Origin of the sequence: Nonomuraea sp. NPDC051191 (genome assembly GCF_044455665.1) — a bacterium.
Classification (GTDB): domain Bacteria; phylum Actinomycetota; class Actinomycetes; order Streptosporangiales; family Streptosporangiaceae; genus Nonomuraea.
In genome coordinates this window covers 479936-506098 of record NZ_JBITEZ010000001.1, presented here as the reverse complement: position 1 = coordinate 506098, position 26163 = coordinate 479936, and the positions used below count along the sequence as shown (strand labels likewise).

30 protein-coding genes and 1 pseudogene are annotated in these 26163 nt (G+C 66.5%); 16 read left to right on the top strand and 15 right to left on the bottom strand.

Features of this window, described 5'->3' with window-relative positions:
• Positions 1 to 79 precede the first annotated feature (79 nt).
• The 3 genes from ACIA8R_RS02335 to ACIA8R_RS02325 all read right to left on the bottom strand — a co-directional run bounded on the left by ACIA8R_RS02335 (position 80) and on the right by ACIA8R_RS02325 (position 3005).
• The gene (locus tag ACIA8R_RS02335; protein WP_397036057.1) at positions 80 to 1879 is read right to left on the bottom strand and encodes a flavin-containing monooxygenase; all 1800 of its coding nucleotides are present in this window, start codon (positions 1877 to 1879) and stop codon (positions 80 to 82) included.
• A gap of 77 nt (positions 1880 to 1956) precedes the next feature.
• Entirely contained in the window at positions 1957 to 2487 is a 531-nt protein-coding gene (locus tag ACIA8R_RS02330; protein WP_357693198.1) for a flavoprotein, read from the bottom strand.
• Positions 2484 to 3005 carry a MarR family winged helix-turn-helix transcriptional regulator gene (locus ACIA8R_RS02325; RefSeq protein ID WP_397036055.1) on the bottom strand — a complete coding sequence of 174 codons (522 nt, stop codon included), beginning with the start codon at positions 3003 to 3005 and terminating at the stop codon, positions 2484 to 2486. Before ACIA8R_RS02325 ends, ACIA8R_RS02330 begins: the two co-directional genes overlap by 4 nt.
• A 62-nt stretch (positions 3006 to 3067) precedes the next feature.
• Here ACIA8R_RS02325 and ACIA8R_RS02320 point away from each other — a divergent pair, with 62 nt between their 5' ends.
• A complete protein-coding gene (locus tag ACIA8R_RS02320; RefSeq protein ID WP_357693202.1) occupies positions 3068 to 3889 on the top strand; it encodes an alpha/beta hydrolase in 822 nt (273 codons plus the stop codon).
• Between the two features lie 14 nt (positions 3890 to 3903).
• Here ACIA8R_RS02320 and ACIA8R_RS02315 read toward each other — a convergent pair whose 3' ends face one another.
• Positions 3904 to 4596, bottom strand: coding sequence for a hypothetical protein (locus ACIA8R_RS02315; RefSeq protein ID WP_357693204.1), 693 nt, complete (start codon positions 4594 to 4596; stop codon positions 3904 to 3906).
• A 67-nt stretch (positions 4597 to 4663) separates the two neighbouring features.
• Positions 4664 to 5323 carry an HNH endonuclease family protein gene (locus ACIA8R_RS02310; RefSeq protein WP_364083412.1) on the bottom strand — a complete coding sequence of 220 codons (660 nt, stop codon included), beginning with the start codon at positions 5321 to 5323 and terminating at the stop codon, positions 4664 to 4666.
• A gap of 85 nt (positions 5324 to 5408) precedes the next feature.
• On the opposite strand from ACIA8R_RS02310, the gene ACIA8R_RS02305 reads away from it, so the two are divergent.
• Positions 5409 to 5996, top strand: a complete 588-nt coding sequence (locus ACIA8R_RS02305; RefSeq protein WP_397036052.1) for a hypothetical protein — start codon at positions 5409 to 5411, stop codon at positions 5994 to 5996.
• A gap of 130 nt (positions 5997 to 6126) precedes the next feature.
• Here the strand turns inward: ACIA8R_RS02305 and ACIA8R_RS02300 are convergent, their stop codons facing one another.
• Together ACIA8R_RS02300 and ACIA8R_RS02295 are read right to left on the bottom strand one after the other, a co-directional pair.
• A complete protein-coding gene (locus ACIA8R_RS02300; RefSeq protein WP_397036050.1) occupies positions 6127 to 7014 on the bottom strand; it encodes a permease-like cell division protein FtsX in 888 nt (295 codons plus the stop codon).
• Positions 7015 to 7074: 60 nt separating this feature from the next.
• Positions 7075 to 7530, bottom strand: coding sequence for a hypothetical protein (locus ACIA8R_RS02295; RefSeq protein ID WP_397036048.1), 456 nt, complete (start codon positions 7528 to 7530; stop codon positions 7075 to 7077).
• Positions 7531 to 7824: 294 nt separating this feature from the next.
• Between ACIA8R_RS02295 and trpS the strand changes: the two genes are divergently transcribed.
• A complete protein-coding gene (gene trpS, locus ACIA8R_RS02290) occupies positions 7825 to 8805 on the top strand; it encodes a tryptophan--tRNA ligase (protein ID WP_364083418.1) in 981 nt (326 codons plus the stop codon).
• Positions 8806 to 8867: 62 nt separating this feature from the next.
• Here trpS and ACIA8R_RS02285 read toward each other — a convergent pair whose 3' ends face one another.
• The 3 genes from ACIA8R_RS02285 to ACIA8R_RS02275 all read right to left on the bottom strand — a co-directional run bounded on the left by ACIA8R_RS02285 (position 8868) and on the right by ACIA8R_RS02275 (position 10836).
• Positions 8868 to 9560 carry a hypothetical protein gene (locus ACIA8R_RS02285; RefSeq protein WP_397036045.1) on the bottom strand — a complete coding sequence of 231 codons (693 nt, stop codon included), beginning with the start codon at positions 9558 to 9560 and terminating at the stop codon, positions 8868 to 8870.
• 265 nt (positions 9561 to 9825) lie between these two features.
• The gene (locus ACIA8R_RS02280; protein ID WP_397036043.1) at positions 9826 to 10065 is read right to left on the bottom strand and encodes a hypothetical protein; all 240 of its coding nucleotides are present in this window, start codon (positions 10063 to 10065) and stop codon (positions 9826 to 9828) included.
• A 66-nt stretch (positions 10066 to 10131) separates the two neighbouring features.
• On the bottom strand, positions 10132 to 10836 hold the full coding sequence (locus ACIA8R_RS02275) for a hypothetical protein (RefSeq protein WP_364083427.1): 705 nt from the start codon (positions 10834 to 10836) through the stop codon (positions 10132 to 10134).
• Between the two features lie 70 nt (positions 10837 to 10906).
• Here ACIA8R_RS02275 and ACIA8R_RS02270 point away from each other — a divergent pair, with 70 nt between their 5' ends.
• Positions 10907 to 11701, top strand: a complete 795-nt coding sequence (locus ACIA8R_RS02270) for a TetR/AcrR family transcriptional regulator (protein WP_397036041.1) — start codon at positions 10907 to 10909, stop codon at positions 11699 to 11701.
• Positions 11702 to 11860: 159 nt separating this feature from the next.
• On the opposite strand, the gene ACIA8R_RS02265 is transcribed toward ACIA8R_RS02270, so the two are convergent.
• Entirely contained in the window at positions 11861 to 13048 is a 1188-nt protein-coding gene (locus ACIA8R_RS02265) for a CU044_5270 family protein (protein WP_397036039.1), read from the bottom strand.
• Positions 13045 to 13614, bottom strand: a complete 570-nt coding sequence (locus ACIA8R_RS02260; RefSeq protein WP_397036037.1) for an RNA polymerase sigma factor — start codon at positions 13612 to 13614, stop codon at positions 13045 to 13047. The genes ACIA8R_RS02265 and ACIA8R_RS02260 overlap by 4 nt, the downstream gene beginning before the upstream one ends.
• 132 nt (positions 13615 to 13746) lie before the next feature.
• On the opposite strand from ACIA8R_RS02260, the gene ACIA8R_RS02255 reads away from it, so the two are divergent.
• Positions 13747 to 14001: a hypothetical protein gene (locus tag ACIA8R_RS02255; protein ID WP_397036035.1), complete on the top strand. Its 255-nt coding sequence runs from the start codon at positions 13747 to 13749 to the stop codon at positions 13999 to 14001.
• 74 nt (positions 14002 to 14075) lie between these two features.
• Here the strand turns inward: ACIA8R_RS02255 and ACIA8R_RS02250 are convergent, their stop codons facing one another.
• Positions 14076 to 14636, bottom strand: coding sequence for a hypothetical protein (locus tag ACIA8R_RS02250; RefSeq protein WP_397036033.1), 561 nt, complete (start codon positions 14634 to 14636; stop codon positions 14076 to 14078).
• 543 nt (positions 14637 to 15179) lie between these two features.
• On the opposite strand from ACIA8R_RS02250, the gene ACIA8R_RS02245 reads away from it, so the two are divergent.
• Positions 15180 to 15590, top strand: a complete 411-nt coding sequence (locus tag ACIA8R_RS02245; protein ID WP_357693228.1) for a hypothetical protein — start codon at positions 15180 to 15182, stop codon at positions 15588 to 15590.
• A 215-nt stretch (positions 15591 to 15805) separates the two neighbouring features.
• Here ACIA8R_RS02245 and ACIA8R_RS02240 read toward each other — a convergent pair whose 3' ends face one another.
• Entirely contained in the window at positions 15806 to 16315 is a 510-nt protein-coding gene (locus ACIA8R_RS02240; protein ID WP_397036031.1) for a LuxR C-terminal-related transcriptional regulator, read from the bottom strand.
• A gap of 280 nt (positions 16316 to 16595) precedes the next feature.
• Between ACIA8R_RS02240 and ACIA8R_RS02235 the strand changes: the two are divergent.
• From ACIA8R_RS02235 to ACIA8R_RS02220, 4 genes and pseudogenes are all read left to right on the top strand, one after another.
• A pseudogene (locus tag ACIA8R_RS02235) lies at positions 16596 to 17135 on the top strand (IS5 family transposase); the annotation flags it as partial.
• A complete protein-coding gene (locus ACIA8R_RS02230) occupies positions 17035 to 17304 on the top strand; it encodes an Imm53 family immunity protein (protein ID WP_397036529.1) in 270 nt (89 codons plus the stop codon). The pseudogene ACIA8R_RS02235 and the gene ACIA8R_RS02230, both read left to right, overlap by 101 nt.
• A 70-nt stretch (positions 17305 to 17374) precedes the next feature.
• Positions 17375 to 17887, top strand: a complete 513-nt coding sequence (locus tag ACIA8R_RS02225; protein WP_397036029.1) for a hypothetical protein — start codon at positions 17375 to 17377, stop codon at positions 17885 to 17887.
• Between the two features lie 1574 nt (positions 17888 to 19461).
• Complete coding sequence (locus tag ACIA8R_RS02220) at positions 19462 to 20025, top strand: toll/interleukin-1 receptor domain-containing protein (RefSeq protein WP_397036027.1); 564 nt, start codon at positions 19462 to 19464, stop codon at positions 20023 to 20025.
• An 18-nt stretch (positions 20026 to 20043) separates the two neighbouring features.
• Here ACIA8R_RS02220 and ACIA8R_RS02215 read toward each other — a convergent pair whose 3' ends face one another.
• On the bottom strand, positions 20044 to 21108 hold the full coding sequence (locus tag ACIA8R_RS02215) for a toll/interleukin-1 receptor domain-containing protein (RefSeq protein WP_397036025.1): 1065 nt from the start codon (positions 21106 to 21108) through the stop codon (positions 20044 to 20046).
• Between the two features lie 436 nt (positions 21109 to 21544).
• Between ACIA8R_RS02215 and ACIA8R_RS02210 the strand changes: the two genes are divergently transcribed.
• The 6 genes from ACIA8R_RS02210 (at position 21545) to ACIA8R_RS02185 (ending at position 26129) form a co-directional block, all read left to right on the top strand.
• Positions 21545 to 22348, top strand: coding sequence for a helix-turn-helix domain-containing protein (locus tag ACIA8R_RS02210; protein WP_397036023.1), 804 nt, complete (start codon positions 21545 to 21547; stop codon positions 22346 to 22348).
• 94 nt (positions 22349 to 22442) lie between these two features.
• Positions 22443 to 22850, top strand: coding sequence for an ATP-binding protein (locus tag ACIA8R_RS02205; RefSeq protein ID WP_397036021.1), 408 nt, complete (start codon positions 22443 to 22445; stop codon positions 22848 to 22850).
• Positions 22851 to 23265: 415 nt separating this feature from the next.
• Entirely contained in the window at positions 23266 to 24105 is an 840-nt protein-coding gene (locus ACIA8R_RS02200) for a sigma factor-like helix-turn-helix DNA-binding protein (protein WP_397036019.1), read from the top strand.
• Positions 24106 to 24108: 3 nt separating this feature from the next.
• The gene (locus ACIA8R_RS02195; RefSeq protein WP_397036017.1) at positions 24109 to 24939 is read left to right on the top strand and encodes an integrase; all 831 of its coding nucleotides are present in this window, start codon (positions 24109 to 24111) and stop codon (positions 24937 to 24939) included.
• A gap of 519 nt (positions 24940 to 25458) precedes the next feature.
• Positions 25459 to 25869 carry a plasmid replication, integration and excision activator gene (locus tag ACIA8R_RS02190; protein ID WP_397036015.1) on the top strand — a complete coding sequence of 137 codons (411 nt, stop codon included), beginning with the start codon at positions 25459 to 25461 and terminating at the stop codon, positions 25867 to 25869.
• Positions 25869 to 26129 (top strand): hypothetical protein, encoded by a 261-nt coding sequence (locus ACIA8R_RS02185; protein WP_397036013.1) that lies wholly within the window; start codon positions 25869 to 25871, stop codon positions 26127 to 26129. The genes ACIA8R_RS02190 and ACIA8R_RS02185 overlap by 1 nt, the downstream gene beginning before the upstream one ends.
• Positions 26130 to 26163: the final 34 nt, after the last annotated feature.

Sequence of the window (26163 nt, the reverse complement as noted above, 5' to 3'; positions counted from 1 at the left end):
ATACGATGGCCGACAATGTCCGGTCACGGAAGAGTGAATTCACCGGCAGGGCAGTAATGCTTCCAGGGGACCGATCGGGTCAATCTCCCTCTGCGCGCTTGCGGAACTCCAGCCCCTCGAACGCGCCCGACGTCCGCCACCCGTCGATATACGCGAAGTACGCCATTGCGCCCTGCGGGTGACCGATGTTCAGGCGGCCTTTCCTGCCCGGATCGCGGCCCTCGTTGTTGTAGTAGCCGGGTGTGCAGTCGGCGGAGGCGCCGAGGATGCTTCCGGGGCCGGACAGCAGCAGCTCGATCCAGGCGTCCTCGGCCTCCTCGGTCACCTCGATCTCGTCGAAGCCGTGGGCGAGCGCGTGGCCGATGGTCAGGGCGACCGTCCGGGCGGCCTCGGTGAGGTTGTGCGGGATGTTGGAGATGAGGTTCGCGCCCTGCGCGGGCTGGACGACGAAGGCGTTCGGGAAGCCGTGCGCGTGGATGCCGTGCAGAGTGCGCATGCCGTCCGCCCAGTGGTCGGTGAGCCGGACGCCGTCGCGGCCGGTCAGCTCGTAGCCGGCGCGCCGGGTGTAGTCGGTGGTCACCTCGAAGCCCGAGGCGTAGATGACGCAGTCGACCTCGTACTCGACGCCGCCGGCCACCACGCCGCGCTCGGTGACGCGCTCGACGCCCTTGCCGTCGGTGTCGACCAGGCGGGTGCCGGGGACGTTGAAGGACTGCAGGTACTCGTCGTGGAAGCAGGGACGCTTGCAGAGCTGGCGGTACCAGGGCTTCAGCTTCGCGGCGGTCTCCGGGTCGCGGACGATCGCGTCGACGCGGGCCCGGATCTCCTCCATCTTCTCGAAGTCGGAGTCCTCGTACGCCTGCGCCATCTTCTCCGGGGTCAGGTCCTCGGGCGCAAGCGCCGTGATGCGGGCGCGGATCCGCCGGGCGATGTCGGTCCAGCCGTCCATCACCAGGTCCTCGTCGGTCAGGCCGCCGGTCTGGTTGCCGGTGAAGTTCTCCAGCCAGCGCCGCTGCCAGCCCGGGGTCGCGATCCCGGCGAACCAGGCGGGGTCGGTGGGCCGGTTGTCGCGTACGTCCACCGAGGAGGGGGTGCGCTGGAACACGTACAGCTCGGCGCAGGCGCGGGCCAGGTGCGGCACGCACTGCACGGCCGTCGCGCCCGTGCCGATGACGGCGACGCGCTTGCCCGCCAGCCGGTCCATGGGCGCGCCCGTGGGATCGCCGCCGGTGTAGTCGTAGTCCCATCGGCTGGTGTGGAACGAATGCCCTAGGAAGTCGTCGATGCCGGGGACGCCGGGGAGCTTGGGCACGTGCAGGGGGCCGATCCCCATGACCACGAACTGGGCGGTGAACGCGTCGCCGCGGTTCGTGCGGACGGTCCAGCGCGACCGGGACGCGTCCCACTCCAGGTCCTGGACCTCGGTGTGGAAGAGGGCGTTGTCGTACAGGCCGTAGTGCTTGCCGATGCGGCGGCAGTGTTCGAGGATCTCGGGGGCGTGCGCGTACTTCTCCGTCGGCATGTGGCCGGTCTCCTCCAGGAGCGGCATGTACACGAACGACGCGGTGTCGCACTGTGCTCCCGGGTAGCGGTTCCAGTACCAGGTGCCGCCGAAGTCGCCGCCCTTCTCGACGATCCGCACGTCGTCGATGCCCGCCTCCTTGAGCCGGGCGCCGGTGACGAGCCCGGCGAACCCGCCGCCGACGAAGGCCACCGTCACGTGGTCGGTCTTCGGGTCGCGCTCGGTCCTCGGCGTGTACGGGTCGTCCAGGTAGTGGGCGAAGCGGCCGGTGAGGCGGACGTACTGGTCGTCGCCGTCCGGGCGCAGCCGCTTGTCGCGCTCTTCGAGGTATTTGCGGCGGAGGGCTTCCTTGTCCATGCGTCCTCCGGGGACGAGGTTCCGAATTCCAGAATGTCATTCGCGAATCTCGTTCGACAAGGGCCGCGATCGGCCCTCTACGGACGCAGCGCCGTGAGCGCGCTCTCCCAGACGTAGGTGTCGTTGCCGTCGCCCGTGCTCGGGGCGTGCGGCTCGAACTGCCCCTGGCCGATCAGGACGCGCACCCCCTCCGACCGCAGCTCCTCGACGCTGCGCCGGAAGGGCGCCCGCGCGGCGAGCGCGCTGTTGACGAACGGCAGGACGACCACCGGGATGCCCAGCCCAGGGGCCTCGGCCAGCACCCCCAGCGCGTAGGTGTCGGCGACACCCATGGCGAATTTGTTGATCGTGTTGTACGTGGCCGGGGCGACGACGATCGCGTCGGCCCTGGGCGGCTTGGGCTCGTGCGGCTTGCGGTAGCGGCTGCGGACCGGACGGCCGGTCAGGCGCTCCAGCTCGGGCACGTCGATGAAGTCGAGCGCCGACGGCGTGGCGACGACCTGGACGTCCCAGCCCTCGCCCTGGGCCGGGACGACGAGCCTGGCCACGTCGCCGGCCGGGCCGGCCGCGCACACGATGACGTAGAGGGTCCTGCCGGAGGCGGTCACGGTTGAGATCGTACGGCGCTCTCCGCATCGACGGCGCTCTCCATGTCGACGGCGCTCTCCATGTCGACGGCGCGGACGCGGGCGGTGACCTCCGGCGTGAGGTGGCGGGCCAGCACGTCCAGGGCGGCGGCGACCTCACGGACCGCCTCGGGGCCCGGGTCGGGGAGCGCGGCGGCGAGGGCGTCGTCGATCGTGGCGGCCCTGACCTCGGCGACCCGGGCCGACGGCGTCGCGGCGGGACGGATGAGCCGCCGCCGCCGGTCGGCCGGATCGGGCACGCCCTCGACGGACCCCGTGGACTCCAGCCGCGCGACGGCCGTGGACACCTGGCTCTGCGGCAGGCCGGTCCGCGCCGCGATCTCGCTGACCGTCGTGCCGGGATGGGCGACCACGTCCCCGAGGACCACGAGCACCGTACGGACCGAGCCGCGCGGGCCGTCGCCCTTCGGCTGGGGCATCGCCTGCTCGCCGATCTTCATGAGGGTGCGGCCGAGCAGGAACAGTTGGACTCCGTTCATGAGGACATGATACATCTATATCGATGCATCGATTTAGATGCTTTTCGCAGAGGAGACCGATCATGAACGCGCTTTCCGTCCCGGGTGCCACCCTCCACTTCCAGGTCGAGGGCGACGGGCCCGTCCTCCTGCTGTCCCAGAGCGGCGAGGGCGACGCCGACCGCACCGCCGACCTGGTGCCGCTCCTGGCCGACGCCTTCACGGTCGTCACCTACGACCGGCGCGGCCTGTCGCGCAGCGCCCTCGACCCCGGCGCGCCGCCCGTCACCATGGCCGACCACGCCGACGACGTCGTGCGGCTGCTCGCCGAGGTGGCCGACGGGCCCGCGCTGATGGCCGGGTTCAGCATGGGAGGCGCGATCGGCCTCCAGGTGGCGGCGCGGCACCCCGGCGTGCTCGGCACACTGATCGCGCACGAGCCCGTGACGCCGAACCTGCTGCCCGCCGCCGGCCGGGCCGAGCACGTCTCCGAGCTGACGGCCATCCAGCAGGCGTACGCGTCCGGCGGGCTGCCGGCGGCCTTCCCCGCGATCACCCGGCACCTCGGCATCGACCCGGCCCACGACGAAACCGAGGAAGGGCTCACCCCGCAACCGCTCACGCCGAGGCGGCAGGCCAACTTCGGCTTCTTCATCGGGACGGAGTTCACGGCGGTCATGGCGGACGACCTCGCCCCGGCGGAGCTGACGCACACCGGGACGCGGGTGATCCCGGCGATCGGCCGTACCACCCGGCCTTCGGTGCACACCTACCGCTGCGCGCTCGCGCTGGCGGAGCTGCTCGGCACCGAGCCGGTCACGCTCCCGGGCGGCCACAACGGCAACACCGCCTTCCCACGCGCGACGGCGGAGGCGCTCAAGGCGGTGTTCGCCGGGCAGGCGTGAGCGCGACCGCCCGGCTACCCGGCCTCCGCCATCGGGTGGCCGGCTTCCGGCATCGGGTACCCGGCTTCCGCAAGGTCCTCGGCGAGGTCCTGGAGGGTGAGCTCGGCGTTCAGCGCGGCCACGACGGCGGGGGTGAGCGGGCGGAGGGCGAAGACGTGCCGGACCGCGTCCAAATCCACCGGGATCTCGTAGTGGTCCTCGGCGAACCGCCGGAACGCCTCCGGCGAGGGGTCCGTGAGCAGCGCGAACAGGCCCGACGCGCCGTCGGCGTCCTCGGCCGCGTCCGGGTAGGCGATGTCGCCCGTGCGCCACTCCCCGTCGCCGGTCTCGCGCCAGATGCAGGCGGTCACGAGTGGCAGGCCGTCCTCGTCGCGGAACGCGGGTTCACGTACGCAGTCGAGGAAGACGTCCGGGACCGAGTCGAGCACGCCGGGCCACGGCCCGTCGTTCGCGTACGGGCTCATCTCGGACTCGTGGTCGAAAGCACGGATGTAGGCGCCCTTCGAGGAGAAGACGATCGAGTAGTCGTCGCCGGAGCCGTTCCGCAGGGAGGCCATCTCCTCACCCGGGCTCCAGTGGGCGTCGAAGGAGTGGAAGCGGTCCTCCCACTCCGGGCTCAGGACCGCCTCCAGCACCGCCATCGATCGGCAGAGGTCACGCAGCACGGGGATGTCGGGCAGCCTCCGGGCCACCTCGTGAGCAGTCATGCACCCCATCCAACCGCTGATCAACAGCAGTTTTGTCAGGCTTCATCCCTGTTTCTCCCGTTCTGGGTCAGCGCCCACAGGTCCTGAGCATGTTGGACAGCGCCTTGCGCTCGCCGCGCGTCACGAACAGCCGGTAATGGTGTTTCACGGTGATCCACGAGGTCGCGTAGCGGCACCAGTAGGCGCGGCGGCGCGGACGCCAGCTCTGCGGCCCCTGCCCGCCCTTGGCGATGTTGGCGGAATGGCTGACGGTGACCAGCTCAGGACGGGTGAGGTCGTTGGCGAAGGCCCGCCGCCGCGCCTGGCTCCACCTCTTGGCGCCCGAGCGCCAGGCGTAGGCCAGCGGCACGACGTGGTCGACGTCCACCAGGCGCTCGCTCTTCAACCGCCTGCCGTCGTACGGGCTGTACCAGACGCCCTTCACCGCGCGGCAGGCGGCGTTCCTGCGCACCCGTCGCCCGTCGCGGGCCAGGACGGTCTCCCGTACGTCGCACCTTCCCTTGTGACGTCCCCACCGGGGCTGGAACCGGCGATGGCTGTAGCCGCGCAGCGACAAGGGCCTGGCGACGCGGAGCTGGGCCAGCATGCGGCGGGCCCGTGCCGCACCGGCCTGCGCCTCGGCGCGGGACTGCGCCGCGGCCGGCTGCGGACCGGCGACGACCTCGGTGATCGGGATGACCAGGAAGGCGAGGAGGACCATCAGGACGGCCCGTCTCAGGAAGATCATGCTTTACCCCATACCCACCCGAGGCGGACGTCCTCCAAGTGGATGGCCAGCCCTCCGCAAGTGAGGGTGCGTACCTTCCCGAACCATGAGAAAAAGCCTTCTCCTTCTCGCCGTCCTGACCTCGGCGGCCGTACTGCCCGCGACCGCGTCCACCGCGTCGGCCTCCTCGTCCGCGCAGGTCAAGACCGTCTCCTTCCGTGGCATGACCCTGAGGATCCCCGCCGACTGGCAGGTGCGCCGGTCGGGCGACCACGTCGTGGTGGTGACCGGGTTGTTGTGCAAGAAGGCGGAGCCGTTCGCGCCCGACTGCGAGAGCTTCTGGATCTTCGGGCCGAAGGAGTACACGAACGTGCCGGTCGGCGGCGGTTCCTTCACGTACACGGGGAAGGAACAGTTCCATCCGTTCAGCGGGGTGATCCCGTGCCCGTACAACTCCAAGCTGAGCTGGTACCCCGGCGAGAAGGCCTCCTACCGCGGGCTGCGGCCGGTGGGCGCCGGGCACAAGGCGCAGTACACCACCTGGCCGAACCGCTGCGTGACGAACGACACCGGCCGCACGACCTCGAAGTGGACGCAGCGGGAGTGGTTCCTGCCGCAGTCCAGGATCCTGGTGGTGGACGCCTGGAACACCTACGGGCTGGCCGGGGTGCTCAAGCGCGCCACCTGGAGCTGATCCCGCCGATGACCCGGGCCCGCGGTTCGGGACGGTGGAGCAGCATCGCCTGTGAACCGGTGCCGCGGCCGGCGTCCACGATCGTGTCGCCGGTCTTGAACGAAACGCTCGAACCGGCGGCCGCCCTGTCTCAGCGCAACTCGCATTCCCTGGTCCAGGACCGGTGATTCTCAAGCCCGTACTCCAGCCAGAACCGCACTCCTTCGGCCAGACAGCCCAGGTCGTCCACCTGGCTCACCCCCGGCATGCCCGCCAGCCGGTGGCCCCAGGAACCGGGATTCCCCTTCGGCCGGACCCACAGCCGATATCTCATGGGCATGTCCGACATCTTGGTGGCCAAGATCAGGGGCTCGTCGTCCGCGTACGTCTCGACGAAGTTCCGATACGCCGTCTGCTGATCCTCGAACACGTACGATTCCAGGCCGGGAATCCGCTCGATGGCGGCGACGATCGCCTTCTTCTCCTTCGCCGTGGCAGCCGCGTCGTTCGCACTGCCCCGCCCGCGCTTGCACCCCTTCGTGAACGAGGTTCCCGTGCAGAGCAGCACAGAGAAATCCTCGTTCCAGGACGGCTGGGTCTTGAAACGGCCATCCGCCTGGTCGACGACCCACCACACCCCCGGCCGCGATTCCGCCGCGGCCAGAACGCGAGCCCGATCGGCCACCCCCGACACCCGTACCCGGAACGACTCCGGCAGGTCCTTGGCCCGCACCCCGGCCAGCGTCTTCTTCCGGCCGGCGAACTCCCGCCGGAACGCCGCGTACGCCGCCGCCCGGCTCACGAACCGCACCTCGGTCACCTCGGGCACCGACTTCAGGAACGCCCCGAGTTCACGACGCTGCTTCGCCGTCGCGTACCGCTTGTGACACCTGGCCGCGGACGGCGCGCACAGGAAGACCGCGATCTCCTGGTCGTCACCGACACCGCCTTCGTGACCGGGCGCCGCCACGGCCTGTCCCGCCATTCCTGAGAACGCCACGACAAACGCGACCAGCACCCGCCATAACCAGTACTTCACCGAACTCCTTGTTCCACCGATCAGCCCCGGAAACGGAGTTCCGTGCGTGACGGAATTCGTTCACCCGCGCCTGCGCGCACGCCGCTGACGTAACGGCGCGGTTCGGGAATCATAACCGGACCATCGCAACAGGACGATGGACAGGCCGACGGCCGTCGTCACCGTCCCGGAAATGGTCGCCAGAAACGCCAGGACGGTTTCGGTGTCGATATCGTCCACCTCGGCGCGTCCCTCGACCCATCGGCCCATGGCCCACGCCTGAGTGGCGACAAGCACTCCGAAAAAGGTGGTGACGGTCCCCAACAGATAACCCGGCGTACGAGCCCACACCCCTCTCGCGGCGAGCACGAGCCCCCCGACCAGCGCGACCGGCACGGTGACGAACTGCCCCACCCCCAGTGCCAACAGTGCCGCGATCCGCGCATGCTGAAAGCCGTCCGCGCGTTCCAGCCACAGGAGCGGGAACGCCACGACACCGGCAAGAAACCCGATTGCCAACAACCGAAGCATCGCCACAGGCAGCATAATCCCGGACCAAACCCCCGAAATGCCACCAAACCCGCCCTTTAGCCGTCAGGAATATCCAGCACCAACCCGAGGACGCATCCGCTCCAAACCGGGTGGTACGGTAGGCGTCATGCGGATGATCCACTCATTTCTCGGTTGGTGGCGCCCCTAACAGGGCGGCACTGCTCATCCGCGCAGACCCAACACCAAGCGGCCGCCCAGTCCCGGGCGGCTCGTCGGTGTCCTCGTACCTCGGCCGGTCCCAGGACGAGAGGCGGCTCCCGACCTGAGGGAGCTCCACCGATGCCACGACGTCTCACAGGCTTCACGCCGTCCGGCGACCTGCACCTCGGCAACTACTTCGGCGCCATCGCACCGATCATCGCCGAACAGACCACCACGGACACCGTCGTCTTCATCTCCGACCTGCACGCGCTCACCCTGGACCACGACCCCGCCCAGGTGCACCGGCGGACCCTGGAATTCGCCACCCTGCTGCTCGCCGCCGGCACGGACCCCGAGTCCTGCCTGTTCCTGGTCCAGTCGCACGTGCCGGAACACACCGAACTGCACTACCTGCTGGAATGCACCACGGGCTACGGCGAGGCCCAGCGGATGATCCAGTTCAAGGAGAAGTCCAGCCGCCAGCAGCAGGTACGCATGTCCCTGCTGACCTACCCGATCCTCATGGCCGCCGACATCCTGCTGTACGACACCGACCAGGTCCCCGTCGGCGAGGACCAGCGTCAGCACGTCGAACTGGCCAGAACCGTCGCCCAGCGGTTCAACACCCGATATGCCCCGGTCTTCACCGTCCCCACGACGGTCAATCCGCCGGTGGCCGCCCGCCTCATGGACCTGACCTCCCCCACCGACAAGATGAGCAAGTCAGCCGCCACGCCGGGCGGCGTCCTGCGCCTGCTCGACGACCCCGACGTGCTCCGGCGCAAGGTGATGCGCGCCGTCACCGACGCGGACAACACGGTCGCGTACGATCCCGACCGCAAACCCGGCGTCTCGAACCTCCTGGCCATCCTGGCCGCCTGCACCGACCGCGCCCCCGCGGACCTGGCGTCCCAGTTCGACCGCTACGGCGAGCTCAAGCAGGCGGTGGCCGACGCGGTGGTGGCCACCCTCACCCCGATCCGCGACCGCTACCTGCACCTGTCGGAAGACCCGGGCCACGTCCAGAAGGCCCTGCGCTCCGGCGCCGAACGAGCCCGCGACCTGGCCGGCACCAAGATCCGCCAGACCAAGGCAGCCATCGGCCTCCTCCCCGCCTGACTGCCACTCACCTCCCCGTCACGCCGCCTCCGGCCCTGCTCCGGAGGCGGTCACGTCGCGGGTCATCCGCCGATCAGGACACTGGGCCCGTCGGAGCCTTCACACGTCCGGCCGAGCACCCGCAGGAAGAGACGACCGTGCGGATACAGGTGGGTCCCGGGCAGCCAGCCGGTGGTACGACCGACACCGGCCCCTTGAAGGTCCTGACGGACGCGCCGAGCGAGCATCCCGACGACAGCCTGCCCATGACGGGTGCGGGTGACGAGGAAGTCGGTGAACCTGCAGGCGTCAGGTGACGGCTGCTGGAACTGGATCTCCACCGTGCCGAGCACTTCTCCGGCCGTCAGATCGCCCGGCGGACGCTTCTCGCAAGACCATCGGCGGAGGTCCACACACGTGGTTCGTCGTGAGGTCGAGCCTCTCGTACGTTCGGGCAGCGGCCCGTCGTGCACGGCAAAGGCCCACCGCTCCGGACTTGCCGCGACCGCGATGTCGTCGACGAGACAGTAGGCGACGTCATGGTCGAGCCCCTTGGCCAGAACGCGAACGCTGTGCGCGTCAACGTTGCACTGGGATACGGCCGGGAGCCGTGTTCTGGCCAGGGTGCGGAGTTCCTGCATGGTCTCGGGAGCCGAACCTCCCTCCGAGAAGAGCCACCGCAGCCCGTAGACCTCCGCGCCCAACTCACGTACGAGCCGGTCATCGATGTCCTGGGCGGTGGCGTCGTTCCAGACCCTGCGGACCCACTCCAGCACCGTCGGCTCAGCCAGACGCCGGACCGACTTTCCCAGTAGTCCCTGGTTCCCCGATCGATGGACCACGTACACCGGGCCTCCAACAGCTGAGCGAACAGGGACACCGGTCCTGCCCAAGAACCGGCCGACTGTCTTCTGCGCCAGGAACAGCGCTCAAGATACAGGGATGGACGAACTCGCCGGCCAGGCGCTGATGGCGGGTCCCGCTGAGCTGCTCCTCCGGCTGGACGGCCCGGATCGCCGATCCCGTCGCCGCCGCGTTCGCTCAGATGTGTCGTGTGGCGGGCAGGACGGCGCTGACCGTGACGCCGCCGCCGGGGACCGCGTTCATCGACAACCCGCCGCCCAGTTCCGCGAAACCGGTGCGCCTGACGCGCAGGCGGTCGGCGAGCCGTTCCGGCGGCAGGCCCGCGCCGTCGGCGCTCACCACACCGGCCCAGCCGTCGAGCTCGGACCGCGGGACGGCGACGAGCGATGTCGGGCGGGGACAACAGAGGCGACGCATGAGGGGCGGGGTCGGCGGAATCCGACCTGCCGAACCCGCCACGCGTAAGCGCCTGTGCGACGGCCGTCAGACGAGTGCCCGCGCAGGCTTCCGCCTCAGCGTCGCGACGCCGACGGCCGCCACCCAGATGGCGGCGATGCCGTTGAACATCGCGACCGCACCCCAGCCGTTGGAGGCGTAGAACTCCGACGAGTTGAAGCCGAAGAACATCGACGGCACCCCGGCCAGGTGCAGTGCGGCGATGCCGAACGACGACCAGCCGACCCACCGTGAGAGGGCGCCGGTGCGCAGCACCGCGTACCCGAAGGCGACACCGAAGACGACGAGCATCAGGTGGCTCATGGAGCCGTAGAGCAGGTAGGTGGGCACGGTACGGGTCGGGTCGATCTCCTCGACGGCCTTGATGGCATTGCTGCCTTCGATCCCCTTGGCGACCATGTCGATGATCGTCCACGCCACGCCGGCGGTGCCGGCGACCGCCCCGAACCATTCGTAGCGGGCGTCGGCCCGCGTGATCAGGGGTCGGACGCCGCTCATGAACACCAGGAACAGCGTGAGCGCACAGAAGTTGAAGAGCGTACGGGTGAGGATCAGCCAGTCCGGCATGAGCGCGCCGGTCTCGACGCTGCAGGCCGGAGGGTCACATGCAGGCACGACGAAGTAGAGCGGGAGCTCGGCCATCGCGAAGACGGCGCCGAGGATCGCGGCCACGCCGATCCAGCGGCGAGCCGTGGGCGGAAGCGGAATCTGTGTAAGCAATGAAGTGTTCATGGCATGCACAGTAACAACAACTGTGTAAGCCGTCTACTATTTCTCTCAGATCTTCGAGAGGATGCCGGCCATGACCCCACGCAAGAGCCCCGGACCCGACTCTGCGCGAGATCGCGCGAACGCCGACGACGCCGACTTCGGGGCGCTGCCGCCGGGCCTGGCCGCGGCCTGGGGCGTCGTCGACACCGGGGGGCGGCGCGGCCCGAAGCCGGCGCACAGCGTCGAGAAGATCATCGCGGTCGCGACGGAACTGGCCGACGAGGAGGGCATCGCCGCCGCCTCGCTGCCGAAGGTGGCCGCCCGGATCGGCGTCACCACCAACGCGCTGTACCGCTACGTCAGCTCCAAGGACGAGCTCATCGTGCTCCTGGCCGATCGTGCCTGGGGCGACCCACCCGCACTGCCGGACGGCGACTGGCGAGAGGCGGCCGCGCTGTGGGCCCGCCAGCTGTTCGAACGCTTCCTCTCACGCCCTTGGCTGCTGGACGTGCCGACGACCGTCTCCCTGACCCCGCACAACGCGGCCTGGCTGGACGCCCTGATCACCGTGCTCGGCTCGACCGGAATGGCGGCCCAGCAGACGCTGAACTGCGCGTACCTCCTCGACAGCCACGCCCGGTACGGCGCCAACCTGCGGCGCAACACCCCGACCCCGGCCGCGCTGCGCCGCGCGAACCCCGACCAGCAACGAGCCGTACGCGCGGTGCGCGTGTTCCTGGACGGCCAACTCCGCTCCCGCAACCTGAACGCCGTCGCGGACGCGATCGAGGATCCGATGTTCCTCGCCGACGAAGCCCCGCTCGACGGCTTCGAATTCGGCCTTGCCAGGATTCTTGATGGCATCGAGGCATATGTGCAGCGATGAGAATCCCATGGCAGTCGGCCTGGTGTGACGGGACGTCGCCGTGTCATCAGGTTGCACTGGACCGGCCGCAAGCTTCTGGGGTCTGCCCCGCCCCTGAGCGGGCAAGGCCTACGACGACGCACCACCGCCCCTCTTCCGGCCCTGCCCGCCGCAAGTGAGTCAGTCCTTCTTCACTGGCAGTTCCGGACGCTCGTCTGTCCAGCCGATCGCCTGGAACGAGGTCGAGAGACGCAGCTCCGCCCGCCGCCCGTTCTCAAGCTTGGTGGTGTTCGTCCGCACTTCGGCGAGAAGCTGACCGGCGCCGGGGTCGACCACGAGCTGAACCTGGGCGAACACGCCCGGCTCGATCTCCTCCTGATAGGCGAGCGTCTCCCCGCGCCGGCCCAGCGGATCGGTCATCTCCCCCTCAGCCCGTATGCCGGGCAGCGACGCAAGGATCCGGTACGCGGACGCACGGGTCTCGGGCGAGGCCGGCAGCGTACTGATGATGTCCACACAGTTCCGGAGGAGGATGTGCGCCTTCGCCTCCTCCACGTCCATGCCGGATCCGGTCAGGTCCAGCTTGCCGATGCGCTCTTCCAGGTAGGTCCGGAGTGGCTCGGGCTCGCTCGGGATCGCGCTCGCCTCCTCCCAGGTCAACGGTTTCCCTGCGAGCTCACCGACCAGCTTCCAGTGAAGCTGTTCGCCGGTCCGCTCGCCTGCCGCCGTCTCCAGCGGCTTGGACGGGACGGAGAACAGGTTCTCCGTCCTCATGTCCTTGGGGTATCGCCAGCTGGTGGGCGCCCCCGCGTCCCGCCAGGCGGCCTCGTCCTGTGGCGTCGCGGGCTTGACGCCGAGGTCCTGCCAGACGCGCCAGCTCCGCAGATCCGGCCGCTTCGCCAGCCACACCTCCTTGGAGCGTCCCCCCTCAAGGACGTAGCTGCGGGTGGGGTCGGTCAACATCCACCGGTCGACGGTCGCGGTACGCCAGTAGTCGCCGCTCGCCGGGGCCTTCTCCACGGCGACGGCGGCGGCGAGCAGGATCTGCCGGGCGGTCGGCTCGCCCGTCACGGACACCGACGTACTGGGCCGAGGCGCGACAGAGATCGTCCTGTCGGACAACGTCGCGGGGACGATGACCGCCACCGCGGCGGCGGCCGCGGCCAGGCCGAGCAGAGAGCGGCCAGGAGAGAGCAGGCGCCGCCGCCGAGCTGGGACGCGCTCCGGCGCGTCCGTCCCCCCGACCTCCGTGGACGGCCGCGCGGTCGCGGCCGCGATGATCCGATCGAGCCGTTCCGGATCGTCCGCCGGCTTGAGCGACGCCGGACGAGTGGCCGCGAGCGACTTCATCACATCGGTCTTCTTCACCGGGTGGACTCCTTTGCAGATGGCAGCGATCGGGAGGAGAACACAGTGCCTGTGCTCGCGTGGGGCTCTGCGGCGGCCAGTGCACGCTGGAGCCTGCGTCGGGCGCGATGCAACCGGACGAAATACGTGGCCGTGGAACAGCCGACGACCTTCGCCGCGTCCGCGGCTCGCAGACCATGCCAGGCGACCAGCGTGAGCAGTTCACGATCCTCATCGGAGAGCGCAGCGAGCCCCCGCAAAATGGCTGCCCTCTCGGTGACCGACTCGGCGACGTCGCGCACCGTCAGCTCCGTGGCCGAACTCCAATCCGCCAGCTCGTTCTCCAACGACTGACGCCGGGCCTCCGCCCGGTAGGACTCCCGCAGCACGTTGCGGGCGACGCCGAGCAGCCACGGAAGCGCCTCGTCCGGCACGTCGTCGATCCGCCGCCACGCGACGCAGAACGTCTCACTCGCCACCTCCTCCGCGAGCTGCCGCCCCGCACGGCTGACGGCGTACGCGTACACGCTCGAATAGCAGGAGCTGTACAAGACGGTGAACCGGTCACGAAGACCAGGTTCGATCATGCGTCCTCCCTTCCCCTCAGTGGGCAACTACCAGGGAAGTGCGCAAACCGCCCGACTTCTTACACCCCGCAGGGATTTCGATCATGATCAGCTGAACGCACACCATCGCGAGACCCCAGCAGAGGAGCCGGCATGACCTTGGACGTGGAAGCTGTGACCGCCATCGACCAGTACTTCGCCCGGTATGGAAGACGGCGCCACAGACTGACACGCCTGTATCGCGACATGGTGGAGTTCACGGTCGCCGATCACGGGATAGAGATCCTTGACCGGATGGAGATAGACATCCAGTGTCCGTGCTGCGACGAGGAACAGGACCGCCTGGAACGCCTGTCGTGGATGAAATCCAGGTACCGGCAACGGAGAAACGCTCGTCGACGGCCTTGAATCGGCGCGAAACTCAGCTTCGGCAAGAAGGCTCGACCATGCACAAGACCGCAGACGAACGTCTCACACGGGGTTCAGTTCAGGCGCCACTCGTCGGCCGGAATGCAGTCGTCCATGGTGTTGGCCCAGTCGTCGGGCCTCCCAAGAACCAGCCGGGTGAGCAGGATGTCGCCGGCTCGCTGCGCACGAGGGATCATCCCCAGCTCTTCTGAGCCGATGTCACCCTCAGCGGTGAAGCTCGCTTCTCTGCCGGATCCCTCCAGGTAGGCGCCGAGCTCGGCCGAAAGCTCTGAAGGCAGCCGACCTACGAGCCGGATCCCGTCCAATGAGACCTGAGGTCCGGACAAGGCGTCGGCAACAACACAGGTCAGTCCCTTCGAGCCGAGGTAGTAGGCCACCACATCCACCCGGTACATCGGAGCGTCCGCGGCGCGAAAGCGCGTGCGCAGCTGTTCGAAGGGGCCGACCTTACCGACCTGGGAGACGGCATCGGAGGTGAATCCCCGTACCTCCATCGCGGCAATCGCTTCCTGCGGGCTCATGCCGAAACGCAGTGGACCGACACGCTCAAGCGGCGCAAAGTCCCATCGCGCTCGATCAGCTTCTCCTACGACCGTCCACAGATCAGGCCACACGCCGGCAACTCCTTCGAAGCCATCCGGAACCAACCGCCCCCAGGCCGCACGCCGCGGTGAACTCGTGTCGTAACGGCACGACGATCAGCGCTCTGATCCACTCGTCCACGGAGCCGCACGCATGAGCTTCAGAGCGCGACCCGCGAGGACTCTCAAACGCGCCCAAGTGGGATGACTCCGCGGCCCCTCGGAGGTCCACGGCTCCGGTCCTTCCTCCGTCAACTCTGCGAGGAGCCGATCGATCTCATCCAGATGCCCGGACAGCTCGTCGCCGATCCAGCCGGCCTCCCGCGCCATCCACGAGACCCTGTACGCGTGATCGAAATCCAGAGCAAGCTCATCAGGGCACATCACGGATCCGAGCCACGCGATCTGATCAGACGCCGGCCACGCCAAACGTTCCAAAGCCCCATGCAGTAGCCGCCAAGCCCCCATTCGCGCCTCGTCCTCGCCCGGCTGCCGCACCGGTTCATTCTGCCAAGCTCACCCGCCGACTGACACTTTACGAGGCCAAGACCAGTCCTGATCTGCAAACATCTCCTCATGGTGGATGCCCACGGCTCGGCGCGAATGATCGGCTACTGGTGGAGTCCCGAAGCTCCGGAACGGCCTCGTCCGCACGAGTTGATCGATCCCGACTGGGACCCCGAAGAGCGCGACCTGCTCGCTCTCTACCTGGAGAGCGGTCAACAGGCTCCCTACAGAGCAACAGGCCCTTCACCATGCCGGATCTGTAACGAGCCCAGCGGCAATCTGGAGCTCACGGACGGCGTGTTCCTGTGGCCGCAAGGGCTGGCCCACTATGTAAGAGACCACTCTGTACGCCTTCCCGCCGAGATCGTCCTGCGCGCCCAGCAGTGGGCCGAGCCTACGGAATGGGACGAGGACGAAACATGGTGGCGGGAGCCGAACCCATACGACGATCAGCCACCCGGCTCAGTGGGCCAGCGCTGACCTTTCACTTCTACAAGTGGCCAGCCCCACATGTGCGATCGCAGGACAGCGTCTGCGCGGCGACGTCACAACCCCGGCCCATGCGCTCCGTCGATACGGCGAACAGGCAGAAGGCCCGGAGCACGCCGCCGCGCCCAAACGCACAATCCGACCCCCTCAAAGCCGTCCCGTCTCGCTCCCCGAACGCCGCCACTCCACCGCCGCCGGAGACCTGATCAGGGATCTTCCGGTCGGGCCGCCTGGAGGTAGGTGAGGACTGCCAGGACGCGCCGATTGCCGTCCTGGGCTTGGAGGCCAAGTTTGGCGAAGATGTTGCCGATGTGCTTGACGACCGCGCCCTCGGTGACGTGCAAGCCTGCGGCGATGTGGGCGTTGCTCTCCCCGGTCGCCATCCGGCCCAGGACCTCGTGTTCGCGCTCGCTGAGCATGTCGAGCGCGTGCGGGCGCCCGGAGGACATGAGGTGCCCGATGACCTTGGGGTCGATGACGATGCCGCCGCCTGCGATGACGTCGAGGGACTGCATGAAGTCGACGACCCTGCCGACGCGATCCTTGAGGAGATAGCCGGCGCCACCACGGCGAGGCCCGTTCGCGGGCTCGGCGGTCAATTTGGCCGCGTAGGCGTCACCGAGATACTGCGACAGCACCAGGATGCCGATCTCCGGATGCTCGGCGCGGATCGCCAGTGCGGCCCGCAGTCCGTCGTCGACGCTGCGGGGCGGCATCCGTACATCGGTGATCTGAGGCCGCAGCCCGGGGACAGGCCGATCTCGACCTGGTCAGCGTCGACTCCACCACTGTCCGCGCCCACCATCATGCTGCAGGGATGGTGTTGGACGGCGAGCTGAGCGCAGCGTTGGAAGAAGCCGCCCGGCAGGAAAGGGGGCTACGCCAAAGGGGCAAAACGCCCCCGACGACGACCCCAGCGATCCCAGCGATGAAGAGCGCAGGGACAACCACGACGGGGCTGACGGGGCTGACGGCGGGGCTGACGACAAGGGGGACGAACGGCGACGGCTACGACGCCGGCACCGGTTCCGGCTGAAGGCGGCCAAGCTGGGCCGCTCGCGGGGCGGGTTGACCAGCAAGGTGCATCTGGCGGCTGATGGTCGATGTCGTCCGCTGTCCTTCGTCCTGACTGTCGGCCAGGCCGGGGACAGCCCGCAGTTCTGCCCGGTGCTGGAAGGCGTCAAGATCCACCTGTCGGTGGGCCGTCCGCGCACCCGGCCGAGTGCGGTGGCCGCGGACAAGGCGTACTCCTCGCGCGGCAACCGCGCCTATCTGCGCAGGCGCGGGATCAAGGCGGTCATCCCGGAGAAGGCCGACCAGGCGGCCAACCGCAAGAAGCGCGGATCTGCCGGCGGGAGGCCGGTCACTCATGATCCCGAGCTCTACAAGCAGCGCAACACAGCCGAACGCTGCATCAACCGAATCAAACAGTGGCGTGGGCTGGCCTTCCGCTTCGACAAGACGCCCGACAGCTACCTGGCGGGCTTGCACCTACGCGGGGCCGTCATATGGATCCGAAGCCTCCGGCCAGCCTAAAGATCCGAACTCCGTACAGGCTCTAGTGGTGGAGCGCGCCGAGGATGACTGGGTACACGCCTGGAGCAGCGGGCTCCACTTCGAAGGAGCATGTGGGCCTCTGAACCTCACTGAGCTGTTGGAAGCCTTTCGAGACTTCGTCGGCAATGCCGCCTCACGCCCTGACTGATGCTCTTGTCGGGTGGGCGGAGGCCGACTGCCCCGAGAAGCCCTTCGACGGCATCCGGCACAATCACTGAATGTTCAACTTCGGAATCCCCGGATACAGGCCGGAATGGTTGAGCGGACGCTCGGCGATCACTGCCACTCATGGGGCGAGATTGGGCCGCCTCGTCGGTCGGCGACTGTTCCGAGCGCTGGTGGTGTGGGACCTTGACGAGGACAAGTGGTTCGCCGACTGCCCGGTCCTCCTGGACTTCGAGGGCGAACAGGTCGAGATCAACCACTGGAAGTTCGACGAACTCTCCATCACCTGGAACACCATCGATCCAGCGCGCTCGCCGGACTGGACGGACTTTCACCTCGCGTGGCGAGACGACGTACCGAACGACCTCATCGCGCTGGTGGGGCAGCCTTGCTCGGCAGTGGAGCTGCTGACGTGGCGGAACAGAGATTTTGTGGAGGGGACGATCGTGTCCTTGGGGTTCGGCTTTCCGAACGGCCACGTGACAGTCCACAACGCGCTTGACGAGAACGGGATGGAGTTCACTCCACCTGGCGACCACTACATGCGGTACAACATAGCGCGCTGATACGTAGGTTCCCAAAGGACCTCGTCGTTTCCATTGCTCCTCGACCGGACCGACCTGAGTGATCAGCTCTTGGACGTGTGCTGATCTCCAGAGGAGGAGAGGTCGGGACGGGAACTGCGAAAGACGGTGGTCCAGGGCTGAGGAACGAAGCCCTGGACCCTCGATCGCCCCCCAAGCATGCGCGCCGGCCAGCCATGCTGTGACATCGGGCACGCCCCCAGAACAAGGCCCACAACAATCAGAAGCCCAGGCCGATGACCTGGGCTTTTGTATGAGTGGAGCCTAGGAGATTCGAACTCCTGACATCCTGCTTGCAAAACGGCTTGATCTTCAGCGGAAACGGCCCCCACCTGGGCGAGTCACAGCCCGCGAGTGACCGTGAGTGGCCCCTGTTGACCGCCCTTAATGGCCCGCTAATGGCCCGCCTGATCATCCCGTCGCCGTCGTCCCACCCGTCAGGGAAGCGGGCCAAGGGCCTGGGGTGAAGGTGGAGCCCCCAACCGGAGGAACGACCTTCGCCCAAGGCCCTTGGTCTGCTGGGCTTGTCCTGGGGCGATGGCGACGGGATGATCAGGCTTCCACCTCAACCACCAACGGCCCTGGCAGCCGGCACGGCGAGCATCCCGGAGCCGGAGGCCCCCGCCGGAGGCGTAGTTTGCTTCGGCAATCGAGGCCTGGAAGTCACGCCCTTGGCATGCGATCATCATGCACATGACTTCGATCAGAAAGGGCCATGCCGCGTAGGCGCCCTTCAGTGGTTCGCACGCGAAGATTCACGTGTGTAACCCACAGACCCTCTATTCATCAGGTTCCCGGTCTCGGACCACGCCCCATGGCCGCGGTGATCACGCTGGAGCACACCCGGTGGGGGCCTGGTTATGTGGCTGCGGTGCTGCTGGCCTGGACACGGGAAGTGATTCCCGGCACCTCCACCCGCCTCCTGCCCACCTGCACATGCCTCGGATGTTGGGAACACGATCCACGCGGGGAACTGGAACAGGTGCTCATCGCGTTGCCTCGCTGGGCGCGACCGTATCTCTACAACCTGGTGCTACCTATCGATAGAAGCTTTCTCGCCCGAACATCGCCGAATCCCCTCGCGTCACCTGATTGGCCATGGTGGCGGCAGCGGCGACGCCCGAGCTTCTGGTGGAACACCGACTACTACCAAGGGCCCCCATCTGGGGAGCAGGAATATCCCACTGGAAGCGCTACCCGCGGCGGTGCAGCATCATCATGGCAAGCCAGATGACAGTTGGTAGGAGGATCAGCAGCGCCAGGAGGCCAGTCGCGACAGCGAGCTCGGCGTCGCTCCATAGCCGGATTGCGGGATCGCCGTGGTCCACCCTTTGACGCTATCGGCTTTGAGCATCGGCCGGAATATCCGTGCCCCCGCGGCCCGAGCACGGCCGCGCGCGAGAACGGCCCCCAGGCCGCACGCGCAGCGTGCGGCCGAGCGCAGGGCCGCGCGGCGGCGCGGAGCGCCGCCCTTGATCTCTATAAGCACAATTCGGCAGTGCATCATCAAGATCTGGTAGACGATGAGCCAATGACGTCCTCTAGTATTACCTGTTGTGGATGTGGCCTCCCTTATCTTCACTGCAACCGGCACGCTAGCAGGGATTTTTGCAGCTTATTTCGGATGGGTCGCAGTGCGGCGGAAGCCGCCATTTCGGCCCCAGCAGGGAATTCCGCCATCGTCTCCAATAGGCAAGAGGTCGGAAGAGTTCATGCCATCTCGCTATGACGTTTTCGTATCGTATTCGCACAACGATGCCACCTGGGTCGCCGAGCTCTGCCGCGATCTAGAAGCGCAAGGAATTACAGTTGCCCGCGACGAAGTAGTCCTCAGGATCGGCGATGTCCTAGTGCACACAATCGAACTCGCTATCCGTCAATCCATGCACGGAATATTGGTCTTTAGTCCATCGTCGGTAGCCAGCGGCTGGGTTAAGCAGGAGTATGCCACATTAATGCATCAGTCGATCGAGACAGGTCGACGGTTCATCCCCGTGGTTATTGGCGACGTAGAATTGCCCGGATTCGCACAGACCCGCTACTACGCTGACTTCCGCAACGCGCCTCCAGACAAACATGCTCTGCTCGTGACCAAAATGGCTGAAGCATTGCGAACCTAGAGGCAAATAGCTCTCTTTTCATCTATGCCTCACTGGACTGTCGGGACCAGCCTTAAGCAAGTCCGTTAAACCAGGCAGCCTATCTGCACCAAAATTCATTGCAGCATCGAGTTGTTTCTTGTTGATCTCAAGACTCACGCTACCGATTCGGTGCTGGCGCATACTCCAGAGGGCCAATAGTGCACCATTCGCTATGTCGGGATTTTCGTGCCACTGCAGCTCGCGAACCACATCCACCTTCTCGCTAAGTGCGTCTTCTATGAGCATGTACTCCATCAGAGAGGTGTGGCGTACAGTCTCGAAGGAATAAGGAAGAGCATCCGGACCGATCACCTTAGAGATTTCTTTCAGCTTTTGGACGTAGAACCTTAAGTCCATCAGGCAGGTCGACGTGAGCGCAAGCAATCCGCCATCTTCAGCCCGCTTACCGAGAAGGTTTATCGCTGTACCAATTGTCTGCATTCCCCACTCATGAAGGGAGCGCCTAGTTATCTCGAGCACTGCCGGGGTTCCAGGAAACTGCACCAATCCCTTGAGGGCTGCCACCTCAAGTGTTTGATCCCTATGATGATGGGCATATCTACACAGTTTACTGAAGGTTGCACCATCAAGGGAGTCTGGCCTTCTCAGCTCCTTCAGAAGCTCCTTGCGGACTCTTCGCTCGGGATCAACTAAATCGACAAGCTTTTCTATTGAAGCTATTATGGCCCCTTCTGTCCGAAAATCGAGACAATTCTTTCCGCTCAGCGATGCCGGTAGGCCAGAGAAGTCCATTGCTCCCATCAGGGCGGGAACGACTCTCACTTCTTTTCCGGCTATTTCCAGCGACATTCCAGAAGCCAGTTCATGCTTAACCCACCGTGAATCCACAGAGTGGGTTGAAATAAAAGCAAGAAAATACTGTGCACCAGCAATTCCGTTTTCAATCTTCTCCAATAGGAGATCGCCGGGCTTGATAGCCCATTCATCGAGCCATATCTTCAGGCCGCGACGCTTCAGGCGCTCGGCAATTTCCGAAACTGCCATCTTGTCCGCCGATGAATAGCAGATGAATATATCGTACTGTTTTGCAGACGAAGACATCCCGGGGCACCGTTTCCAAAATCCTTATAGCGCTTTTCGTAGTGCAGATAATCCGATAACGGAGAAGCCACCTCTCATCCTACGGGGACAAGCCTGATCCTGAAGGCCTTCATGAGCGGTTGCGTGCTCGCCGAGTGTTTGCCTTCTAAGGCCCGGCTCTACCGGGTCAGCACGTTGGTCGCGACCGAATGAGAGTCTGTCTCGCATCTCGACTGTTTACAGCAGTTGATACTGCCCGTGCCAGGCAGTGCTAGAGATGCCGACCGGCAAGGGCCGCGGCTAGACCTCCGACTTGTGAGAGCGTGCCACAGGCGGCACCTCATGAAAACTCCGCCTAGATATTGCTCATCCATGGATGTGACAGCGCATGGGCTGGACGAGTGGTAGAACGCTCCCTGTGGATGAGCGACGGGGTCGTTTGAGAACATTGGGTGAGTTGCTGCGGAGGCTGCGACAAGAGGCCGGCCTCACCGGCAAGGTTCTTGCAGCTCGGGCACAGGTGGCGCAGCCTACGATCTCCCGAATTGAGACGGGGCAACTGCTTCCCACCCCCGAGACTGTGGAGCGCTTGGTCACTGCGCTTGGCTTGGCTGGTTCACGTCGAGCCGAGTTGGATGCTCTCCTTCGTCGGCTTCGTGAAGAGGTTTCCCAGTTGAAGGGAGGGGTCGCTGGCCAGGAGGCAGCGAACGCTGCGCGACTGAGGACGGTCCAGCAACTTGTGTGCTTCCAGTCAGCCGTGATTCCGGTCCTCTTGCAGACGGCGGAGTTCGCGCGGCTGGCGCTCGCCGTGGGGCGTGATGTCGAGGAAAGCGATGTCGCAAAGGCGGCGGCTGTGCGGGTGGAGGCTCAAGCCGTGCTCTTCGATGCAGGTCGGAAGTTCTCGTTTGTGCTGACCGAAGGTGCTGTGCGGACATGGCCGGGGTCGCCCTCGTTGATGCTGGCGCAGCTTGATCGGTTAGCTCAGATGTCCACGCTCTCGCATGTGACGCTCGGGGTTGTGCCGTGGTCGGTGCAGGTGCCGGCGTTTCCGCTGCATGGGTTCACGGTCTATGACGGGACTGTGAGCGTAGTGGAGAGCTTGACCGGGGATCTGACGATGACCGATCCCGGGGAGCTGGCCGCTCATCTCCAGACGTTCGAGGCGTTCGCCGGCGTGGCTGTCTATGGGGACGAACTCCGCGAACTACTGCGGACCATTGCCGATGACTACCGGGAGCTGGTCAAGCGGCTAGAGAAGTGACGCATTTATGCGCCGAATAGCTTGAGGTAGTTCTAGGGTCGCTCATACTCTGACGCCATCCGATGTATAGCCCCCTAGACGACGGAGCTCCTTCATGTCGGCTTGGCGCTTCTCCCGCTACTTCCTCGGCTCCGCCCCATCCATCACGGAAGCACGGCGCTTCGTCACCGCGCTCCTGCAAGGCTCCCCGACCGTCGACGAGGCGGAGCTTGTCGTCAGCGAGCTGGCCACGAACGCGATACGGCACTCCGCGAGCGGACGCTTCGGCGGCCGGTTCCTGGTAACCGTCCAGGCCCACCCCGACCGACTTTGGCTCGGCGTCCTCGACGAAGGAGGGCCGTCCTCCCCAGCGGTCTTCTGTCCGTCCATGGGAGCGGAAGGTGGGCGTGGCCTGCTGCTCGTCTCCGCTCTGGCGCTCGACTGGGGCGTCTGGGGTGATGACGGTGGGCGGACGGTCTGGGCGGTGTTGCGGTACCAGCAACAGACGGCTTCCTGCTCATGAGCCCCTGCCTGTCGCCGCACGTACCGCTGCCACAAGGTGCCTGCGCAAAGCTCACCTGGTATCCGTCTCGGCGGGATGAACCGTGCCGTGTTACCGACTGGACCTGCGCCTGCCGAAGCGTCTACTACGAGTTGTGCGAAGCCGGCGGGCTGGGCTTCGTTCGGCGCGTCACCCAAGGCGGAGACCTGGTCGTGACAGAGACCCGTCGAGTGCGGCTCGCCCAAGCCCACGCGATGTGGCACGCACTGCTCACGGGCCTGGCACGATGAGCCCGAGAGGCGTCCCTAACCGGCGATCAGCGATTCGTGCAGTCAGTTCTAAAACCGGCGAACCACTACACTTCGTTCTGTCGAGGGGGATAGACGGCAAACCGTCTAGGGGCCTAGACTCACGTGCAGTGATCAAGGGGGGACCTGTGCCGCCGAGCGACGTGGATCGCATTGCCGCGATCGAAGACCCGTTCCAACTGCTGCGGGTCGCGACCGAACGCCTCAATGCCGCACAGCAAGAGGTCACCGAGTTGGCCCGGCTGCGTCGCCGCGTGATCCAGGACCTCCACGCTCAGGGCCTGTCGTACGCGCAGATCGCCAAGGAAGCCGGGCTCACCCGAGGACGTATCCACCAGATCCGTCACACCGGGCCGGCCCCTGAGGGCGCGTTCCTCGGAACAGGGACCGTCACCCTGGCCATTCCTCTCAAGCGCGAGGCGAACAACGCCCGCCCCGTGGTCGCGATGGAGGACGTCGCCGCCGCCAAGCGCCTTGAAGACCTCGTCCGCGGCTTCGACCTGGCGATGGAACTGGAACACGTCCCGCTCAATGGCGAACTCAACCTCAACCGGCCGAACCTCATGGTTCTCTGCGGCCCTCGCCTCTCCCCTGTCACCGGGGCGCTGTACGAGTCCGACCCAGTTCTGAAGTGGGTCAAGGACGACGTGTGGACGCTGCACGACACTCGTACCGACACGATCTATCGTTCTGGCTCCGACAGCGCACCGGCCCGACCCGTCGACTACGCCTACCTGGGACGGCTCGCACGGCCGGACAACAACGGCAACCTGCTCATCTTCACCGGCATCCACCCCCAAGGCTCCCTCGGTGTGGTGCAGCTCCTCCAGACCGAGATCGCGACCCTGTGGGGACAGGTTGGCGACAAGCGCTTCTCCACGGTGGTCAGCGTCGAGTACGACCCGTCAACAGGTGAGCCCATCAAGGCCGAGTTGGCGAGCCCGCTCTACCGGCACGAAGAGGAGTAAGCCGTGCGGGTCACCTTCGCCACCCAAGCAGCCCCAGGCCGCGCGAACGAGGACTTCGTCGCCGCCACCCCGGACGCCGCTGTGCTCCTCGACGGCGCAGGCACCCCGCCCGGCTCAGACTCCGGCTGCTCACACGGCGTGGCCTGGTACTCCCGCACCCTCGGCTCCACCCTCATCGCCTCGATCAGTCAGAGTCCCAGCCCTCTGCCTGAACTGTTGGCCGAAGCGATCAAGACGGTCAGCTCGCTCCACGACGACACCTGCGACCTGAACCACCCCGGCTCTCCCTCGGCCACCGTCATCATGCTGCGCCGCAGGAACGAGCTGATCGAATGGCTCGTCCTGGCCGACTCCGTCCTCGTCCTGGACGTCATCGGCACCACGGACCCGACGGTCATCTGCGACGATCGGGAAGCCCAGGTAGGCGCCCCCTACAGAGCCGAGATGGACGCCCTCGACTCCGGCAGCGACGCACACGTCTCGGCCCACCGGCGCTACGTCGAGACCCTGCGCTCCTACCGCAACCGTGACGGCGGCTTCTGGGTCGCCGCCACCGATCCCCTCGCCGCCGACCAGGCCCTCACCGGCAGCATGCCCGCCGACCGAGTGCGCGCAGCCGCCCTGCTCAGTGACGGCGCCTCCCGCCTCGTCGACCGCTTCCACCTGGCCACCTGGCGCGAAGCCCTCGACGCGCTCGACCAGCACGGGCCGGCGAACCTCATCTCCGAAGTCCGGGCCGCCGAGCACTCAGATCCGCACGGCGAACGCTGGCCCCGCGGCAAGACCTACGATGACGCCACCGCCGCTCATGTCTCATTCACTTCGACGGAATAGGCATGTGACGTTGCCGTGGCGGTTGAGGGCGGCTACCAGGACGCTGGTGGCCATGTGCTCCAAGTGCCACCCCTAAGCCTCGATCGCCTCGATGATCGAACTGATCACGGGGAGACTTCTGCCTTGCGGTGCCCTGTCCAGAGGGACGCTGAATCGAGCGACGAACACGTGCCGGCCCTCTGCATAGGCTTGTTCGGCGTCCTCGACGACATGCTGCTGGCTACGGCTAGGCCCACGAAGCACCATTAATGGCGCACCTTTCTGTCATTTACGGAGGGATGCCTCAACACGTGACACAACGGGCATAATCCCAGCACAAGACCAATGGACATCGCGGTAATTTCGGCCATTTCGCCGCAGCTCTCCAAGTGCCATTCCGAAAACACGTCCATTAGCGTTTACCCCCCTAGACAGTTGGGGGACACTCTGGCTATCGTCCTCTGCATAGCCCCCTAGACAGCTCCACAAAGCGAGCCGATCGCAACTGTCTAGAGGGGTAGACGAAGGAGGTGGTGGACGATGGCACTTCAGGGACCGATCCCCGTGACGTCCGACATGGTCTTCCCGTACGGCTGCTACATCGTCGGAGACGTCGAGCCGGTCAAGGACTTCGACGCTTCGACGAACGGGCGCTTCGTGCAGGCCCGTGACAAGCAGACCGCTGAGCTGGTCTGGCAGGTCTCGGTCATGGACGCGGACCCGTCGCTCAAGGCCGCACAGAAGACGCTGGCGGTGAAGATCCTCAGCCCGGTTCAGCCGGCTCCACTCCCCGCGATGCCGGGGCTGCCGTTCACCCCGGTCGAGTTCGACCAGATGACGCTCACCCCGTACGTCAACGGCAACGGCAGGCTCGCCTACTCGATCCGGGTCCGTGAGATGCGGGCTCCCCGACCGGTGGGCAAGCCCGCCACCACGAAGGACGCTGCCTGATGGGGCGGCGAGTACAGGCACGCCCGACAGGCGTGATCACCCTCAACACCGGCTCCGGCGCCGACGCGAAGAACCACGCCTACCCGCTGCGGACACCCGTCCTGGCTCTGGCCTTCGGACTGGTGCAGGTACAGGTCACCACGGGCTCGACGGACAAGGTCACGGCGGCCGACGTCGAGTTCGCGCGCAAGCTCGCCCGACAGGCCCAGGACTTCGCCAGGTGCATCGAGCGCATCCACCGGCGCGGCGTGGCGGCCTGACATGCAAGACGGGGCCGCAGGAAGCGGCTACTTC